This window comes from Curtobacterium sp. MCBA15_016 (assembly GCF_001865105.1).
Lineage (GTDB): Bacteria > Actinomycetota > Actinomycetes > Actinomycetales > Microbacteriaceae > Curtobacterium.
The window spans coordinates 1-17,445 of sequence record NZ_MJGR01000020.1; the positions used below are offsets into that span (position 1 = coordinate 1).

The 17,445-nt window shown below is 72.0% G+C and carries 13 protein-coding genes; 4 read left to right on the plus strand and 9 right to left on the minus strand.

What is annotated here, in order from left to right; translation table 11 throughout:
* Positions 1 to 164: 164 nt before the first annotated feature.
* Complete coding sequence (locus BIV03_RS08660; protein ID WP_071295387.1) at positions 165 to 2,192, minus strand: M3 family metallopeptidase; 2,028 nt, start codon at positions 2,190 to 2,192, stop codon at positions 165 to 167.
* Positions 2,193 to 2,280: 88 nt separating this feature from the next.
* Entirely contained in the window at positions 2,281 to 2,874 is a 594-nt protein-coding gene (locus tag BIV03_RS08665) for a TetR/AcrR family transcriptional regulator (protein ID WP_070416569.1), read from the minus strand.
* Between the two features lie 121 nt (positions 2,875 to 2,995).
* Between BIV03_RS08665 and BIV03_RS08670 the strand changes: the two genes are divergently transcribed.
* The gene (locus BIV03_RS08670) at positions 2,996 to 3,832 is read left to right on the plus strand and encodes an alpha/beta fold hydrolase (RefSeq protein WP_071295388.1); all 837 of its coding nucleotides are present in this window, start codon (positions 2,996 to 2,998) and stop codon (positions 3,830 to 3,832) included.
* 108 nt (positions 3,833 to 3,940) lie between these two features.
* On the opposite strand, the gene BIV03_RS08675 is transcribed toward BIV03_RS08670, so the two are convergent.
* Together BIV03_RS08675 and valS are read right to left on the minus strand one after the other, a co-directional pair.
* On the minus strand, positions 3,941 to 4,192 hold the full coding sequence (locus BIV03_RS08675) for a hypothetical protein (RefSeq protein ID WP_070416567.1): 252 nt from the start codon (positions 4,190 to 4,192) through the stop codon (positions 3,941 to 3,943).
* Positions 4,193 to 4,257: 65 nt separating this feature from the next.
* The gene (valS, locus tag BIV03_RS08680) at positions 4,258 to 6,852 is read right to left on the minus strand and encodes a valine--tRNA ligase (protein ID WP_071295389.1); all 2,595 of its coding nucleotides are present in this window, start codon (positions 6,850 to 6,852) and stop codon (positions 4,258 to 4,260) included.
* A gap of 274 nt (positions 6,853 to 7,126) precedes the next feature.
* Here valS and proP point away from each other — a divergent pair, with 274 nt between their 5' ends.
* Positions 7,127 to 8,707: a glycine betaine/L-proline transporter ProP gene (gene proP / locus BIV03_RS08685; RefSeq protein WP_254790819.1), complete on the plus strand. Its 1,581-nt coding sequence runs from the start codon at positions 7,127 to 7,129 to the stop codon at positions 8,705 to 8,707.
* Positions 8,708 to 8,931: 224 nt separating this feature from the next.
* Here proP and BIV03_RS08690 read toward each other — a convergent pair whose 3' ends face one another.
* The 4 genes from BIV03_RS08690 to BIV03_RS08705 are packed head-to-tail and all read right to left on the minus strand — an operon-like array spanning position 8,932 to position 14,172.
* On the minus strand, positions 8,932 to 10,602 hold the full coding sequence (locus tag BIV03_RS08690; RefSeq protein WP_071295390.1) for an ABC transporter ATP-binding protein: 1,671 nt from the start codon (positions 10,600 to 10,602) through the stop codon (positions 8,932 to 8,934).
* A complete protein-coding gene (locus BIV03_RS08695) occupies positions 10,599 to 11,480 on the minus strand; it encodes an ABC transporter permease (RefSeq protein ID WP_083403305.1) in 882 nt (293 codons plus the stop codon). Before BIV03_RS08695 ends, BIV03_RS08690 begins: the two co-directional genes overlap by 4 nt.
* On the minus strand, positions 11,477 to 12,508 hold the full coding sequence (locus tag BIV03_RS08700) for an ABC transporter permease (protein ID WP_254790821.1): 1,032 nt from the start codon (positions 12,506 to 12,508) through the stop codon (positions 11,477 to 11,479). The genes BIV03_RS08695 and BIV03_RS08700 overlap by 4 nt, the downstream gene beginning before the upstream one ends.
* A 35-nt stretch (positions 12,509 to 12,543) precedes the next feature.
* A complete protein-coding gene (locus BIV03_RS08705) occupies positions 12,544 to 14,172 on the minus strand; it encodes an ABC transporter substrate-binding protein (RefSeq protein ID WP_071295391.1) in 1,629 nt (542 codons plus the stop codon).
* A 32-nt stretch (positions 14,173 to 14,204) separates the two neighbouring features.
* On the opposite strand from BIV03_RS08705, the gene BIV03_RS19565 reads away from it, so the two are divergent.
* Both BIV03_RS19565 and BIV03_RS08715 read left to right on the plus strand, forming a co-directional pair.
* Positions 14,205 to 14,804, plus strand: coding sequence for a TetR/AcrR family transcriptional regulator (locus BIV03_RS19565; RefSeq protein WP_071295392.1), 600 nt, complete (start codon positions 14,205 to 14,207; stop codon positions 14,802 to 14,804).
* 26 nt (positions 14,805 to 14,830) lie between these two features.
* Complete coding sequence (locus tag BIV03_RS08715) at positions 14,831 to 16,327, plus strand: hypothetical protein (RefSeq protein ID WP_139201917.1); 1,497 nt, start codon at positions 14,831 to 14,833, stop codon at positions 16,325 to 16,327.
* A 27-nt stretch (positions 16,328 to 16,354) separates the two neighbouring features.
* Here the strand turns inward: BIV03_RS08715 and BIV03_RS08720 are convergent, their stop codons facing one another.
* Positions 16,355 to 17,398, minus strand: a complete 1,044-nt coding sequence (locus BIV03_RS08720; protein ID WP_071295394.1) for a cation diffusion facilitator family transporter — start codon at positions 17,396 to 17,398, stop codon at positions 16,355 to 16,357.
* Positions 17,399 to 17,445: the final 47 nt, after the last annotated feature.

Genomic DNA, 17,445 nt, shown 5'->3' on the forward strand with positions numbered 1-17,445 from the left:
TCGGAAACGTGGTTCGACGCTGCGCGTCGGCGCGCGGCGCACAACGCAAGTCGCCCCGAGCCGCGCATGCGCGCGGTTCGGGGTGACTTTGGTTGTGCGCCAGCAGCTTGCGCCGCAGCACGGCGTCACCCGCCCGCGCGCCGCGCGCGGCGCGCCCCGCGCCCCTACTCCAGCCCGCGGCGCCGCAACAGCGGCCCCACCTCGGCATCGCGCCCGCGGAAGTCCCGGTACGCCTCGAGCGGGTCCTTCGCCCCACCGACCCCGAGCAACTTCGCCGCGAACCGCTCACCCGCTGCGCGCGAGAGCCCACCGTTCGAGCGGAACCACTCCACCGTGTCGGCATCGAGCACCTCGGACCAGATGTACCCGTAGTACCCGGCGTCGTACCCGCCCGAGAACGTGTGCGCGAAGTACGTCGACGAGTACCGCGGCGGGACGGCCTCGACCGCGATGCCCGCGGATTCCAGAGCCGCCCGCTCGAAGTCCTCGACCGAGGTCACGGAAGCCGCCGAGGCAGCGGAGAGGCGGTGCCACGCCTGGTCGAGCAGCGCCGCGGCGAGGTACTCCGTCGTCGCGAACCCCTCGTTGAACCCCGCGGAGTCGCTGAGCCCCAGGACGAGCTCCGGCGGCAGCGGCGCCCCGGTCTCGTGGTGCTTGGCGTAGTTCGCCAGGACGGACGGCCACGACACCCACATCTCGTTCACCTGCGACGGGAACTCGACGAAGTCCCGCTCCACGTTCGTGCCCGAGAAACGGGGGTAGGTGGTGCGGGCGATGAGGCCGTGCAGTGCGTGCCCGAACTCGTGGAAGAGCGTCTCGACCTCGTCCTGGATCAGGAGCGTCGGCGATCCGGCGGCCGGCTTCGCGACGTTGAGGTTGTTCACGACGACCGGCAGCGTCCCGAGCAGCGCGGACTGCTCCACGACGGGGTTCATCCACGCGCCGCCGCGCTTGCCGTCCCGCGTGTAGAGGTCGAGCAGGTAGAGCCCGACCTCCTCACCCGAGGCGCCGCGCACTTCGAACACCCGTACCTCATCGTTGTACCCGTGCAGGTCGGGGCGCTCGGTGAAGGTCAGGCCGTAGAGCTCGCCGGCAGCGTGGAAGACACCGTCGTGCAGCACCCGGTCGGCCTCGAAGTAGGGGCGGAGCGCCGAGCTGTCCGCCGCGAACTGCTCGCCGCGCAGGAGTTCGGTCGCGTACGCCCAGTCCCACGACTCGACCTCGTGACCGAGCACCCGGGCGCGGACGTCCCGTTCGTCGTCGGCGTTGCGAGCGGCCGCGCCGACGAGCGACGACAGCAGACCGTCGACGGCTTCGGGCGTCCCGGCGGTCTCGTCGGCCGTGACGACCGCGGCGTGGTTCGGGAAGCCGAGGAGTTCGGCGCGCTCGGCCCGGAGTCGGACGATGCGCAGGAGGACGTCGCGGTTGTCGTGGTCGTTGCCCCGACGGCCACGGGAGAGCGACGCCTCCATGATCCGCCGACGCAGCCCGCGGTCGGCCAGCGACGACAGCCACGGATGCCCGGTGTAGAGCGGCAGTGTGATGAGCCAGCCGTCGAGCCCCCGGTCGGCAGCGGCTGCGGCGGCGGCGGACCTCGCGCCGTCGTCGAGGCCGGACAGTTCCGAAGCATCCGAAACGTGCACGGCGAGGTCGTTCGTGTCCTCGAGCAGGTTCCGCTCGAAGGTCGTCGTGAGCGTCGAGAGCTCCTGGTTGATCGCGGTGAGTCGCTCCTTACCGGCGTCGTCGAGCCCGGCGCCCGCGAGGGTCATCTCGGTGTGCGTGCGCTCGACCAGCCGACGGTCCTCGTCGGTGAGGTCGGCCCGGTCGTCGAGCGAATCGCGGACCGCCGCCACCCGCGCGTACAGACGTCCGTCGAGCGTGATCGCGTCGCGGTGCGCGGCGAGGAGCGGGGAGACCTCGGCCTCGAGGTCGTGCAGCTCCGGCGTCGAGTCCGCCGACGACAGCGTGAAGAACACGTGGCTCACGCGGGCGAGCAGCTGCCCGGTGCGCTCGAGCGCCACGAGCGTGTTCTCGAAGGTGGGTTCGTCGGGGGAGGCGGCGATCGCCTCGACCTCGGTGCGCTGCTCGGCCATGCCGGCGTCGAACGCGGGGCGGTAGTGCTCGAGCCGTACCTCGCGGAACGGCGGGAGGGCGTAGGGAAGGGTGCTCGGTCCATCGAACGGGGTTGCCATCGCTCCACCCTACGGACCGGTGACGCTGTCGGACGGGAGGCGCGGTGCGGACCCGCCCCGCGCCTCCTGTCCGAGAGTCGGTCGCGTCTCAGGCGCGCGTCGCCGCGTCGATGAGGGTCTCGGCTGCCCGCCGCGCGTGCCGCGCCGGCGTCGTCGACCCGGCGATGGCGGCCGTGGTCTGTGCCCCCTCGGCGAGGAGGGCGAGCTGGGCGGCGAGTTCCTCGGCCGTGGCGGGGTCGCGGACGACCGAGGCCGCGAGGTCCTGCACGAAGCGCTGGAACGAGTCCTTGTGGGCACGGGCGATCTCGGCGACGGCGGGGGAGGTGGCTCCGAGCTCGCCGAACGCGTTGATGAACCCGCAGCCGCGGAAGGTGTCGTCGCCGAACCACGACTCGAGGAAGTCGTAGACCGCGAGCAGCTTGTCACGCGGGGTGGTGGCGGTGTCGACCGCGCCGTGGACCCCGTGTTCCCAGACGTCGTGGCGTCCGGCGAGGACCGCTGCGATCAGCTGCTCCTTGCCGGGGAACGCGGCGTAGAGCTTCTTGAGCGACACCCCGGCGCCGGTGCGGATCTCGTCCATGCCGACGGACTGGATGCCACGCGCGTAGAAGAGCTGGTCGGCGACGTCGACGATGTGTGCCCGGACGTCGGGGTCGACGGTCGGGAGCGTGCTGGTTGCCATGGCGTACCCCGTTCGCTGCGTGTTCACCGTTCTCGACTTGCGCCGGGAACGACCGTTCTCTAGTGTAAACCACATCGACGGAGAACGACCGTTCTCCGCGAGGTTCAGGGAAGGAACGACCATGGGTGCCATCACCGTCGGGACCGAGAACAGCGTCGACATCGAACTCCACTACGAGGACAAGGGAACCGGCCAGCCGATCGTGCTGATCCACGGCTTCCCGCTCGACGGCAACTCGTGGGAGGGCCAGGTCCCGGCCCTGCTCGACGCCGGCTACCGCGTGATCACGTACGACCGCCGTGGGTTCGGGCAGTCCTCGCAGCCGTCGACCGGGTACGACTACGACACCTTCGCCGACGACCTCCACACGGTCCTGACGACCCTCGACCTGCACGACGTGATCCTCGTCGGCTTCTCGATGGGCACCGGCGAGATCGCCCGGTACATCGGCCGTCACGGCGAGGACCGGATCGCGAAGGTCGCGTTCCTGGCCTCGCTCGAGCCCTTCCTGGCGATCACCGACGACAACCCCGACGGCGCCGGCCCGATGTCGTTCTTCGAGGGCATCGCCGCCGACGTGAAGAAGGACCGGTACGCGTACTTCACGAACTTCTACCAGGACTTCTTCAACCTGTCGGACAACCTCGGCTCCCGCATCTCGGAGGAGGCCGTCCGGAACGCGTGGAACGTCGCTGCCGGGTCGGGTGCGATCGCGTCCGCCGCAGCACCGTTGACGTGGCCGACCGACTTCCGTCAGGACATCCCGAAGGTCACCGTCCCCGCGCTGATCGTGCACGGCACGGCGGACAACATCCTGCCGATCGACGCCACCGGCCGACGCTTCACCAAGGCTCTGCCCGCGGCGGAGTACGTCGAGATCGAGGGCGCCCCGCACGGCCTGCTCACCACGCACACCGCCGAGGTGAACGAGGTGCTCCTGGGGTGGCTCGCGAAGTAGTGCGCGTGCTCGCATCGTGAGCGGAAATGGTCGGGTTCCCCAGCGGGACCCGACCATTTCTGCTCACCAAGCGATGCGCGGGCGCGGGTGCGCGGGCGGCGCGCGCCCTCAGTCCTCCTCGGGGGCGTCGTCGGGGTTCGTGACCTGGGCGCGCCCGGCGTCGTCGAGGTGGATCGAGGTGCCGTCGTCGAGCGCGACCATCGGCTTGCCCTCGAGGAAGGTCAGGGTCCAGCCCCACCCCGCCGTGTCGACCGACTCCGAAGCGAGCTCGTCCTCGACGCCCCGCACGGCGACGACCATCGCCTCGGGGAGTTGCCCGGGTGCCTCGGCACCCACGTTCCAGCGTCTGCCCAACTGCATCCGTGCCTCCAGTCCGGTGGTGGCCGGGCCGGATCGCACACGCGACCCGGCCCGGACGACCGACGTTACGCCTGCTGTTCCGCCAGCTCGATCTCGGTGACGGCCAGTTCCGCGCCGTCCTCGAACGACAGGTTCTCGATGCGGCCGACGGCCGCCAGGTCGACCGCAGCGCGCTCGATGAGCGCCCGCGTCTCGGCCGGGGCCTGCACGACGGCGCGCGTCACGGGCGTCTTCTGGGACGCCTTGGCGGCCGTCTTCGCCCCGCGGATGCCGATGAGCGCCTGGCCCACCGCCCCGAGGAGCCCCGTCGGCTCGGCCTGCGTGGGCAGCTCGGCCACGGTCGGCCAGGAGACGCGGTGCACGCTGGTCTCGTGGGTCCAGGCCCACACTTCCTCCGTCGCGAACGGGAGGAACGGTGCCAGCAGGCGCAGCAGCGCGTCGATCGCGGCGCGGAGCGCGAGGACCGCGCTCGCCTGCGTCTCGTGCGTCGCGTCCGAGGCGGTGCCGTACGCGCGCTCCTTGACGAGCTCGAGGTAGTCGTCGCAGAAGGTCCAGAAGAAGCGCTCGATCACCTCGAGGGCACGGGCGTGGTCGAACGCGTCGAACGCCGTGGTGGCCTGGTCGATGACCGACCCGAGCTCGGCGAGCACGTCGACGTCGAGCGGCTCGGTGACGCTCGTGGCGCCCTCGGGCAGCGGGAAGCCGTAGACGAACTTCGCGGCGTTGAGGACCTTGATCGCCAGACGACGACCGACCTTGATCTGCTTCGGGTTCTGCGGGTCGAAGGCCGCGTCGGTGCCGAGCTTCGACGAGGCCGCCCAGTAGCGGACCGCGTCGGCGCCGTGCTGCTCGAGGATCGACAGCGGCGTGACGACGTTGCCCTTCGACTTCGACATCTTCTTGCGGTCGGGGTCCACGATGAAGCCGGAGATGCTCGCGTGCTTCCACGGCACGGTGTCCGCTTCGAGCTGGCTGCGGAGCACCGTCGTGAACAGCCACGTACGGATGATGTCCTGCGCCTGCGGGCGGACGTCGTACGGGTAGACGAGGTCGTAGAGCGCCGGGTCGGTCTCCCACTTGCCCGCGAGCTGCGGGGTGAGCGACGAGGTGGCCCAGGTGTCCATCACGTCGAGCTCGCCCTGGAACCCGCCGGCGACACCGCGCTGGTCCTCGGTGTAGCCCGGGGCCGGCTCGGACGCCGGGTCGACGGGGAGCTGGGCCTCGGTCGGGACGATCGGCTGGTCGAAGACCGGGTTGCCGTCGGCGTCGAGCGGGTACCAGACCGGCAGCGGCACGCCGAAGAAGCGCTGGCGCGAGATGAGCCAGTCGCCGGAGAGGCCGCCGACCCAGTTGTCGTACCGGACGCGCATGAAGTCCGGGTGGAACGCGATCTCGTCACCGCGCTGCCGGAGGGTCGCCTTGAGCTGCTCGTCGCGGGCACCGTTCACGATGTACCACTGGCGGGTCGAGACGATCTCGAGCGGCTTGTCGCCCTTCTCGAAGAACTTCACGGGGTGGTTGATCGTCTTCACGTCGCCGATCAGCTCGCCGGACTCGGTCAGGGCGTCCACGACGACCTTCTTCGCCGAGAACACGGTCTTGCCGGCCATCTCGGCGTAGAGCGCCTTGCCGCCGTCGGACTCGATCCAGGCCGGCTCGTCGGAGCGGACGCGGCCGTCGAACCCGATGATCGCGCGGTTCGGCAGCTGCAGCTCGCGCCACCACACGACGTCGGTGGTGTCGCCGAAGGTGCAGACCATCGCGATGCCGGCGCCCTTGTCCTGCTGCGCGAGGTGGTGCGCGAGCACCGGGACCTCGACGTCGAACAAGGGGGAGCGGACCGTCGTGCCGAAGAGGTCCTGGAAGCGCTCGTCGTCCGGGTGCGCGACGAGGGCGACGCACGCGGGGAGCAGCTCGGGGCGGGTGGTCTGGATGACGACGTCGTCGCCGCCGTCCGTGCGGTGGAAGGCGATGCCGTGGTAGGCGCCCGGCATCTCCTTGTCCTCGAGCTCGGCCTGGGCCACGGCCGTGCGGAACGTGACGTCCCAGAGCGTCGGGGCGTCGGCCTGGTAGGCCTCACCACGCTCGAGGTTGCGGAGAAAGGCACGCTGGGCGCTCGCCCGCGAGGTGTCGTCGATCGTCCGGTACGACTGCGTCCAGTCCACGGAGAGCCCGAGCGTGCGGAAGAGGTGCTCGAACTGCTGCTCGTCCTGCACGGTCAGGCGCTCGCACAGCTCGATGAAGTTGCGGCGCGACACCGGGATCTGGTCGGCCGCCTTCGACGACTTGTTGTCCCCGCCCTCGAACGGCGGCACGAAGGTGGCGTCGTAGGGGAGCTGCGGGTCGCAGCGGACGCCGTAGTAGTTCTGCACACGGCGCTCGGTGGGGAGACCGTTGTCGTCCCAGCCCATCGGGTAGAAGACGTGCTTGCCGCGCATGCGCTCGTACCGGGCCTTGAGGTCGGTGTGCGTGTACGAGAACACGTGCCCGATGTGGAGCGAACCGGAGGCGGTCGGCGGCGGGGTGTCGATCGAGTAGACGTTGCTGCGGTCGCCGGCGGCGTCGCGGTCGAACCGGTAGGTGCCGTCCTGCTCCCAGACCGGGCCCCAGACGTCTTCGAGTCCGTCCACCGTGGGCTTCTCGGGCATGGGCTTCGACATGGCGGGCCTTCCGTTCGGTGCGGTGCTGCGACCGCTGTGTGCGGCACCGAGTCCGTGATGAGGTGCCTGAGTGTGTGCGCGTGCTGCGCAGTCCCACGATCGTAGCGGCTCGCACCGACCCTCCGGTGGCCAATAGCACACGGATCCGGCAGACACGCCGGGCAGCTGATAGTCTGTCGGAGTTTGTCCGGCGGACGCGGGGTTCGCAGGGACTGCAGCGTCGCCGTCCGCCGGGCGCCCGAAGGCAAGACACAGCACTACCGGAGGAACTCACTTGGCACCGAACGAAGCAGGAAACGCACGGGGCGACCGCCCCCTGCGCACCAAGGGCGCCGCGAAGCGCGCACGCCGCAAGCTGACCGAGGACGACGTCACCGTCGTCGAGGAGTCGCTGCTCAAGCGTGCCGTCGCGGCCGCCGCGCTCGGCAACGCCATGGAGTGGTTCGACTTCGGCATCTTCGCCTACCTCACGGTGACGATCTCGAAGGTGTTCCTCCCCGAGGGCGACCCCGCCGCGAACATCGTCGCGACCTTCGGCTTCTTCGCCGCCGCGTTCATCGTGCGCCCCATCGGCGGTGCGGTCTTCGGCCCGATCGGCGACCGGATCGGCCGGCAGAAGGTCCTCGCCCTCACGATGATCCTGATGGCCGCGGGCACGCTCATGATCGGCCTGATCCCGTCGTACAACTCGATCGGCTTCTGGGCGCCCGTGCTGCTGCTGGTGGCGCGGTTCGTGCAGGGCTTCTCGACCGGTGGTGAGTACGGCGGCGCGGCGACGTTCATCGCCGAGTACTCGCCGGACAAGCGCCGCGGGTTCATGGGCTCGTGGCTCGAGTTCGGCACCCTCGCCGGCTACGTGCTCGGCGCATCGATCGTCACGGGCCTGCAGTTCGGCCTCTCCGAGGACGCCCTGCTCAGCTGGGGCTGGCGCATCCCGTTCATCATCGCCGGCCCGCTCGGCCTGATCGGTCTCTACCTGCGCCTCAAGCTGGAGGAGACCCCGGCGTTCCAGAAGCAGCAGGAGCAGGCCGCGGAGCGCGAGGGGCAGAAGACCCCGTTCCTCAAGCTCTTCGCCGAGAACTGGCGCTCGCTGATCATCTGCATCGGTCTGGTCCTCGTGTTCAACGTGACCGACTACATGCTCCTGTCGTACATGCCGACGTACCTCGAGCAGAACCTCGGCCAGAACGCCACGTTCGGCCTGATCCTCATCGTGATCGTGATGATCCTCATGATGGTCGTCATCACGTTCGGCGGTCGCCTGTCCGACAAGTTCGGCCGACGTCCGGTGCTCGCCGCGGGCTGCGTCGGGTTCATCCTGCTGTCGTGGCCGGCGCTCAAGCTGGTGCAGACCGGTACCGGCGTGGGGGTCTTCGCGGGACTCCTGATCCTGGGTGTCGTGCTCGTGACGTTCACCTCGACCATGCCGTCGACCCTGCCGGCGCTGTTCCCGACGATCATCCGCTACGGCGCGCTCGCCATCGCGTTCAACGTGTCGGTGTCGCTCTTCGGTGGGACGACCCCGCTCGCCACCTCGGCGCTCATCAACGCCGCGAAGGACGCCGGCTACGGCTGGGCCGAGGACATCCCGGCGTTCTACCTGATGCTGGCCGCCCTGATCGGGCTCGTCGCCGTCTACTTCACCAAGGAGACGGCCGCGACGCCGCTGATGGGGTCCGGCCCCACGGTGGCGCACGAGGACGAGATCGCCGGCGTCATCAAGGACTACAACGACCCGGAGTCCGAGCTGGCGCAGTCCGACTGGGCGAAGGACTTCTCGACGAGCGAGATCCCGATCATCTCGGGCGACGTGCCGTCGTCCGGTGACGGTTCGAAGGAGCCCGCGGGCTCGTAGGAGCTGGCTGCCTGGAGGCACGGTGCGCGTCCGCCTCGGACGTCGCGCCGTGCCTCCGCTCGTCCGGGCGCGGTGCGCGGCGTCGCGGTCGCGGCGCGGTGCGCGGCGCGGTTCGCGACGTTTCGCGCTGCGCGACAGTTCACGGCTCCTCGCGCCCGTGAGGTGTCGCTGAGCGCGTGAGAACGCAGGCGCCGCGCGGCGCGCGGCGCGCGGCCGCGGCCGCGCTACGCGGCGCCGGCCTCGGGCCGCGGGCCCGCGGCGAGCCGCTCGGCGGCACGCAGCAAGCGCGCGGTCACGGCGTGCGTCGGGCGGTCGAACACCGTCGCGGCGGGGCCGTGCTCGACGACCCGGCCCTCGTGCACGACCAGCACGTCGTCGGCCATCCGCCGGACGGCCCGGAGATCGTGCGACACGAAGACCATCGCCACGCCCGTGCTGTCCCGGAGCCCCTCGAGGAGCGTCAGCACCGCGTCCTGCACCGTGGCGTCGAGTGCCGTGACCGGTTCGTCGAGCACGATCACCTCGGGCGACGTCGCGAGCGCGCGGGCGATCGCGAGGCGCTGCCGTTGCCCGCCGGACAGCGTCAGCGGCGAGCGCCGGCGGAGTGCCGGGTCGAGCCCCACCTGGTCGAGCGCCGCGTCGATGCGGGCACCGAGCGCACCACGGGCCGACCGCTCGGCGCCGCCGGTGAACGCGTCCGCGAGGACCCGCTCCACGTTCCACCGCTCGTCGAACGTCGCCCCGGGGTCCTGCACCACCGCGGACACCCGGTGCCGCATGGGCCGGCGGGTGCGTTCGTCGAGCGGGACCCACGGCGACGAGTCGAGCGTGACCGTGCCGGCGTCGGGGAGCTCGAGGCCGAGGAGCATCCTCGCGAGCGTGGTCTTGCCGGACCCCGACGCGCCGATCACCCCGAGGACGCGCCCGCGCTCGAGCCCGAACGACACGTCGCGCACGGCGGGGACGCCGTCGAACGCCCGCGCGAGCCCCTGGGCGGCGAGCACCACGCCCGCACCGTGCGAGGTTCCGCGCTCCGTGCGGGGCTCCGGCCCCCGCACCGTGTCCGGCACCTCGCACACTGCAGACCCGCCAGACCCGCCAGACCCGCCAGACCCGCCGGGCCCACCCGCACCCGCGCCCGCCGCCCGCACCAGCGCCCGCGTCGCCTCGTGCTGCGGCGCCGCGAACACCGAGGCCACCGGCCCCTGCTCCACCACGCGTCCCTCGTGCACGACGACCACCCGGTCCGCCCACCCCGCGACGAGCCCGAGGTCGTGCGTGATGACGAGCAGCCCGGCGCCGCGCGACTGGGCCGCACGCAGCTGCTCCATCACGGTGACCGCGACCCCGGCGTCGAGCGCCGTCGTCGGTTCGTCGGCGACCACGAGCGCCGGCGACCCGACCGTGGCCGCGGCGATGAGGGCACGCTGGCGCATCCCTCCGGACAGGGTGCCCGCGAGCCGACCGTCCGTGGCGAGCGCCGGGTCGAGGCCGACCGCGGTGAGGGCGTCCCGCACGGCCCCCACCCGCTGCGCCGCCGTCATGTCCGTGTGCAGCCGGAGGGCATCCGCGACCTCACGCCCGACGGGACGCAGCGGGTCCAGGGCGCCCAGGGCCTCCTGGCCGACGTAGCCGACCCGCGAGCCGCGCACGCTCCGCCACCTGCGGTCCGAGAACGCCCGGACGTCGAGCCCGGCCACGGTCAGCCGGTCGACCCGGACCGAGGAACCGGGTGCCGACAGGCCGAGCGCCGCCCGTGCGGTGACGGTCTTGCCGGAGCCGGAGGCGCCGACGAGCGCGACGCACTCGCCGGCATCGACGTGCAGCGCGACGTCCTGCACGACCACTGATCCGCCGATGCTGACGGTCAGCCCCTGCACGTCGAGCACGGTCATCGGATCGCTCCTGTTCGTCGGATCGCCCGGCCGAGCACGGTCACCGCGGTCGCCAGGACCACGATCGCGAGGCCGGGGAAGGTGCTCATCCACGGGGCCGTCTGCAGGTACGTGCGACCGTCGGCCAGCATCGCGCCCCACTCCGGCGCGGGTGGCGGGGTGCCGACGCCGAGGTAGCTCAGCGCCGAGGCCCAGACGATCGCCTGCCCGACGCCGAGCGTCCCGACGGCCACGACCGGCCAGAGCGCCGCGGGGAGCACGTGCCGCACGGTGATCACGGCGGGGGAGCGGCCCATCAGCACGGCGGTCTCGACCACCTGCGAGCGGCGCGCCCGGAGCACGAGCCCGCGGACGATCCGGGCGTACCCGGGCGCCGTGGCGAACCCGACCGCGAGCATCGCCGGGACGGGCCCGGGGCCGGTCACCGCGATGACGACGAGCGCCACGAGGAGCAGGGGGAGCGCGAACGCGACCTCGGTCAGTCGGCCGACGACCCCGTCGACGACGCGCCCGCCGAGTCCCGCGACCACGCCGAGCACGACCCCGACCCCGCCGCCGACGAGCGTCGCGACCACACCGACCACGAGCGACGCCCGCGTGCCGGCGACGACCCGGGCGAGGACGTCCCGCCCGGACTCGTCGGTGCCGAACGGACTCGACCACGACGGCGCCTGGAGCGCCTGCGCCGGGTGCACGGCGAGCGGGTCGCCACCGCCGAGCAGCGCCGGCCACACCGCCGCGACCACGGCCAGCGCCACGACGGCGGCAGCGGTCCATCCGGCCGGGCCGAGCGTCCCCCCACGGACTCGCTCGGACCGTCCGGCGGACGCGTCACCCTGGGCACCGGCCTGGAGGCGCGGTTCGGCGATCCCGCTCACCGTGCGCCCGCCCCGTGCCGGGTGACGCGCGGAGCGCGACGCCGGGTCGCCCCCGCCCCGGCCGTCCCGCCGGCACGCGGGTCCACCACACGCTCGACGAGGTCCGCGACGGCGAGCACGACCACGTACGCGGCGGCCGACACCAGCGCGATGCCCGCGACGAGCGGCATGTCCCGCTGCGTCACCGCGGTCACGAGTGCGCGCCCGATGCCCGGGAGCGCGAACACCGACTCGACGACGACCGCACCGGACACGAGCGAACCGAACGCCCACGCGGACAGGGCGATCCCCGGGAGTGCGGCGTGCCGGAGCAGGTGCCGGCCGAACAGTCCCGCGCGGGTCTCGCCACGACTGCGGGCCGCGAGTGCGAAGGCCGACCGCTGGGCGTCGACCACGCCGTCCCGGACGGTCTCGGCGAGGTACCCGGCGACCGGCACGGCCACCGTGACGACCGGCAGCACCCAGCCCCGGGCCGAGCCGTCGCTGACCGCCGGCACCCAGCCGAGGGCGCTGGCGAACACCACGATGAGGACGCTGCCGAGCCAGAAGTGCGGGGTGACGCTCGCGGTGACGCTCAGGGCGCTCGTGAGTCCCGCGGCGAACCGACCGCGCTGCGTCGACCACCACGCGGCGGCGATCGCGAGCACCCAGGCGACGACGAGCCCGAGAACGGCCAGGGTCAGCGTGACCGGGAGCTGCTGCCCGAGGAGCGTCGACACCGGCGTCCGGAACGCGTACGAGTCACCGAGGTGCCCGGTCGCCAGACGCCCGAGGAACACCGCGTACTGCACGAGCACCGGCCGGTCGAGGCCGTACTCCTGTCGGACCTGCGCGACCGCTTCGGCCGAGGCCTGGGAGCCCGGTCCGCCGAGGATGGCGAGCGCCGGGTCGCCCGGGATGAGCCGGATCGCGACGAACACGATCGTGGCGACCGCCCAGAGCACCCCGATGCCGCCGGCCAGGCGGCGCAGTCCCCACAGGGTCCACGCCGACCACGCGGCGGGCGTGCCTCGACGTCCGCGACGCAATCCGTGCCTCCCGTCCGACGATCGCGAGGTCGCGATCAGCGGTCGATCCAGGCCGTGCCGAACCACGGCGTCGACACCGCGGTGGTCTGCACACCGTGCACGCTCGACCGCAGCAGGAAGTGGTTCTGCTGGTCGTAGAGCGGGAGGACGGTGCCGCTGGACAGGATGATCTCCTGCGCCTGCTCGTAGAGGTCGCCGCGCTCGGACGTGTCCGAGGTCTGCGCGGCCCGCTGGAGCAGGTCGTCGAGCTCCGGGTCGTCGAGCTGGGCGAGGTTCGCGAAGTACCCGGACGGTGCCGGCGTGATGCTGGCGGAGTCGTACAGGATGCGGAGGACGTCCGCGCCCACCTTCGTGTAGGGCGCGCTGACGACGTCGTACTCGTTCGCCGCGAGGGCGGCGTACCAGCTGGAGAGGTCGAGCTCCTGCAGCACGACCTTGAAGCCGACGGCCTTCTCGGAGGCCTGGATCTGCTGGAACAGGCTGCGCTCGGCGGGGACGGACTGGTTCGTCGACACCGGGAACGTGACGGTCAGCTGCTCGCCGTCCTTCTCGCGGATGCCGTCGCTGCCCACCTTCCAGCCGGCGTCGTCGAGGAGGCGCTTCGCCTTCGTCGGGGAGTACTCGAACAGGCTCTTGTCGGAGTACCCGTACGGCTCGACGCTGGAGAGCACCGAGTACGAGCGCTTCGCCGTCCCGAGGAAGAGCGACCGGATGCCGGGGTCGATCTCGGCGCCGGCGATGAAGGCCTTGCGGACGGCCTCGTCGCGGAAGACCCCGTGGCCGGAGTTCAGCTCGAGGCGGTTCGACGCACCGGGGCGCGGAGCGTCGAGGTCGCGGATGGACCCCTTCGACGAGGCCGCCTTGAGCTGGTCGGGCTGGGCGTTGTCGATGACGTCGACCTGGCCGGACTGCAGCGCCGCGTACCGCGAGGTCGAGTCGGGCAGGAAGCGCCACGTGATGCCGTCGAGGCGGGGCTCCGTGCTCCCGCGGAGCGGCGTGTAGTCGGCGTTCTTGCGGAGCGTCACCCGGTCGCCGTGCTTCCAGCCGGTGACCTCGAACGGGCCGGTGCCGACCGGCGACTCGCAGTTCACCGCCTGCGAGCGCTCCAGCGCCTTCGGGGACTCCATGCCGACCCACGGCTGCGAGAACGACTCGAGCAGCGCGCTGTCCGGCCGGCTCAGCGTCAGGGTGACCGTGTGGTCGTCGGTGGCCGTCGCCTTCGTGATCGACTGCAGCGCGAGGTACCCCGTGCTCGACGCGGTCGCCGGGTCCTGCACGTGCTCGATGTTCGCCACGACCGCGGCGGCGTCGAAGGGCGTGCCGTCGGTGAAGGTCACGTCGTCGCGGAGCGTGAAGGTGAGCGTCCTGCCGTCGTCGCTCGTCGTCCAGGACTTCGCCAGCGCCGGGACGGGCTTGCCGTCGTCGAGCGCGGTGAGCTCCTCGATGTACTGGGTGGACAGGAGCGCCTGCGGGTAGTTGCCGCCGACGTGCGGGTCGAGGCAGGTCGGTTCGGCGTCGCCCGAGGCGTACGTGAGCGTGCCGCCGTCGACCGGCGTGCTGTTCGACGTCGCGGTGCCGCCACCGGTGCAGCCGGCGAGCACGAGGAGGAGTGCGGCGGCGCCGGCGACCACTGCGGTGGTTTTCTGTACTGAGTCCAAGATCATGGCTGGACGAGTCTAGCGGTTTACTGGGGCCCATGGACGAACCGATGCGCCGCGGTGGCCGCCCCCGACGCTCGAGCGCCGAGGTGCTCGCCGACGCCGCGGCCGAGCTGTTCCTCGAGCAGGGCTACGGCCGGACCACGGTCGACCAGATCGCCGCACGGGCCGGCGTCAGCCGCGCGACGTTCTTCAACTACTTCACGGCGAAGTCCGACGTGCTCTGGCTCGACCTCGACGCCGCGGTCGCGACGCTCCCGGCGTGCCTCGCCGCCTCGACCGAGGAGTCCGCGGTGCGGGCCGTCGAGGCCGCGCTGCTCGCCACCGCCCGCGCCCACGACCCCGACCGGGTCCCCTGGGCGATCGCACAGGCCGAGGTGATGGGCATCGGTGCCGAGCTCGTGGCGAGCGTCGCGGCACGCGTGACGGCCCAGCACGCGGCGGTCGCGGCCTTCGTCGCCCGCCGGACGGGGGAGCACCCGGCGGCGCTCTGGCCCCAGACGGTGTCCGGCGCCATGCTCGGGGCGGCCGCAGCGGCGTTCGGCGTCTGGGTCTCGGACGGGGTCGGGCGCCGACCGCTCGTCGAGTACGTCGGGGCGGCGCTCACCCCGGTCGCAGCGGGTCTCGCCTCCCACTGAGGTCCGGCCCAATAGGCTCTCTCCCCATGACCCGCGCGCGATGGACACGAACCGCGGTCTTCGCCGTGGTCGCCCTCGCGGGGGTGTTCGTCGCGTACTGGCACATCGGCCGACAGAGCACCTACGTCGACGAGTTCACCTACACGCGGGCCGGGTGGGACTACGTGCACGGGGTGCTCTCCTCGAACCTGCAGCACCCGCCGACCGGCAAGTACCTGTTCGGCGTCGCGCAGCTCGTGTTCGGCGAGGGCGTGCTCGGGCCCCGTCTCGTCGCCGCGACGGCCTCGTTCGGCACCGGAATCGTCCTGTTCGCCTGGCTCCGGCGTCCGATCGGGTACTGGGGCGCCGTGCTCGCCGCCGGGCTCTGGTGGCTCACGCCGCGTGCCGACTCGCCGACGTGGGCGGACGTCGCGTCCGGCACGGCCGCACGGATCGACCGGCTCGCCCTCCTCGAGCCGCTGATGACCTTCTTCGCCGTGGCGGCGCTCGCCGCGGCCTGGCAGTGGGCGACCCGACCCCGACGCCCCGCCGACCGGACCACGGCCTGGGACGGCTGGTGGTGGATGGCGCTCGCCGGTGCCCTGCTGGCGCTGTCGGTCACGTCGAAGGTCACCACCACCGTCCTCGTGCTCGCGCTGGCCGCGGTCCCGCTGCTGTTCCGGCGCTGGTCCGGGCTGCTGACCGGGGGCGTCGCGGCCGCCGCGGCGTTCGCCGTGGTGTTCGTCGTCGCGTACGTGCCCGTCGGCGGGGTCCGGGCGATCACCTTCATGATCGAGTTCCAGGGCAAGCACGACACCCGCGGACACATCATCTCGGTCCTCGGGAAGACGTACATGATCGCGCCGTGGTGGACGAACTTCGTGCGGGTCGTCGAGGGGGTCGGGTGGCCGACGGTCGTCGTGCTCCTGGTCGGGACGGCCGCGGCGTTCGCGATCCGCCCGGACCGGCTCGTCGCGCTCCTCGGGATCGCGCTCGGGATCCTCGTCGTCTTCTACTCGACGGCCAACGTCGCACTGCCGCACTACTACCAGGCGTGGATGCCCTGGATCATCGCGCTCGCCGCGGTCGGGTACACCCGGCTCGCCCGGCTGCGGCCGCCGCGCACGACCGTGGTGGCGCTCCTCGCCGTCGTCGTGACGATCGTCCCCGCGGTCGTCGTGGTGCGGACCGTCGCCGAGACGCGCACCACCGGGTTCGCCCGGCTCGAGGGGGTCCTCGAGGAACGCGGGGTGCCGGACGACGTCCGCGTCCTCGTGTCGGGGTCGGCGCAGCAGTCGTTCGCGGTGTTCATCGGCCGTCGTGGCGCGACCCAGGGGGTGACGCACGGGGACTACGGCGTGCTCGTCGCCGGGATCGACCCGCGGTTCCCGATGGACGACGACCTGCGGGCCTTGCTGCGGGAGCACCCGGAGCGGTTCGAGGAGTTCCGGCTCGACGCGCTGCGGGTGTGGGTCGTGCAGGACGGCCTGGTGATCGAGCGCCGCGGGGACGCCGCCACCCTGGTGCCCGCCGACCGCGGCTGACCCGACCGCGCGGCAGCCGCGTGCGGCTCAGTCGGTCCGGAGCGTGCCGGCCCCGCCCGCGGCGACGTCCTCGGCCGTCCCGTCCCGCACCACCTCGGGCACGTCGTCGCCCGTCGGCACGAGCGACTCGTCGCCGGGGTAGCTCAGGGTGAGCACGGCCTCCTCGATGTACTGGCTCTCCTCGAGGGACTTCTCGACGTCGCGCAACCGCACCGCCACGTGCTCCTCGTTCTCGTTGCCGGTCAGGTCGACCGCGGCGACGAGGTAGACCCGCGAGGGCCCGACGAACTCGAGGTGCAGGTAGGTGACGCGCTCGATCTGCGACCGCCCGAGCAGCTCGACGAGCACCGCGTTCTCGAGCTCCGGTGACGTGCTCTCCCCGAGCAGGAACCGGCGGTTGCGGTCGATCAGGACGATCGCGACGACCCCGAGCAGGATCCCGATCGCGATCGAGCCGACGGCGTCGAAGACCGCGAGGCCGGTGACCTGGTGGAGGAACACCCCGAGGAACGCGACCACGAGGCCGATGAGCGCCGCGGCGTCCTCGGCGAAGACGGCACGGAGGGTCGGGTTCGACGACTGCAGGACGTGCCGGAGCACCGGCACCCGCCGCTTCGTCGCCGCGCCGTGCGCCTGCCGGTACGCCTGCAGGAAGCTCGTGCCCTCGAGACAGAACGACAGCCCGAGGACGATGTAGTTCAGGAGCACGTCCTCGGCCGGCCCGGTGTCCCCGAGCTCGGTGATGCCGTGGTAGATCGAGACGATGGCGCCCGCGGTGAAGAGGCCGAACGCGGCGAACATCGACCAGATGTACGTCTCACGGCCGTAGCCGAGCGGGTGCGCGGTGTCGCGCTTCCTCGAGCCACGCCGTTCGGCGACGAGCAGGAAGATCTCGTTGCCGGTGTCGGCCCACGAGTGTGCGGCCTCGGCGACCATGGACGCCGATCCGGAGATCAGGGAGGCGATCGTCTTGGCGATCGCGACGAGCAGGTTCGCGCCGAAGGCGATGACGACGGTGAGCAGGGAATCGGGACGCTCCTGCTGCGCGGGGGCAGCATCTGACGAGGGCATCGCTCCAGCATGCTCCCGTCCGCTAAACTCGAGCACACAGGCGTCGA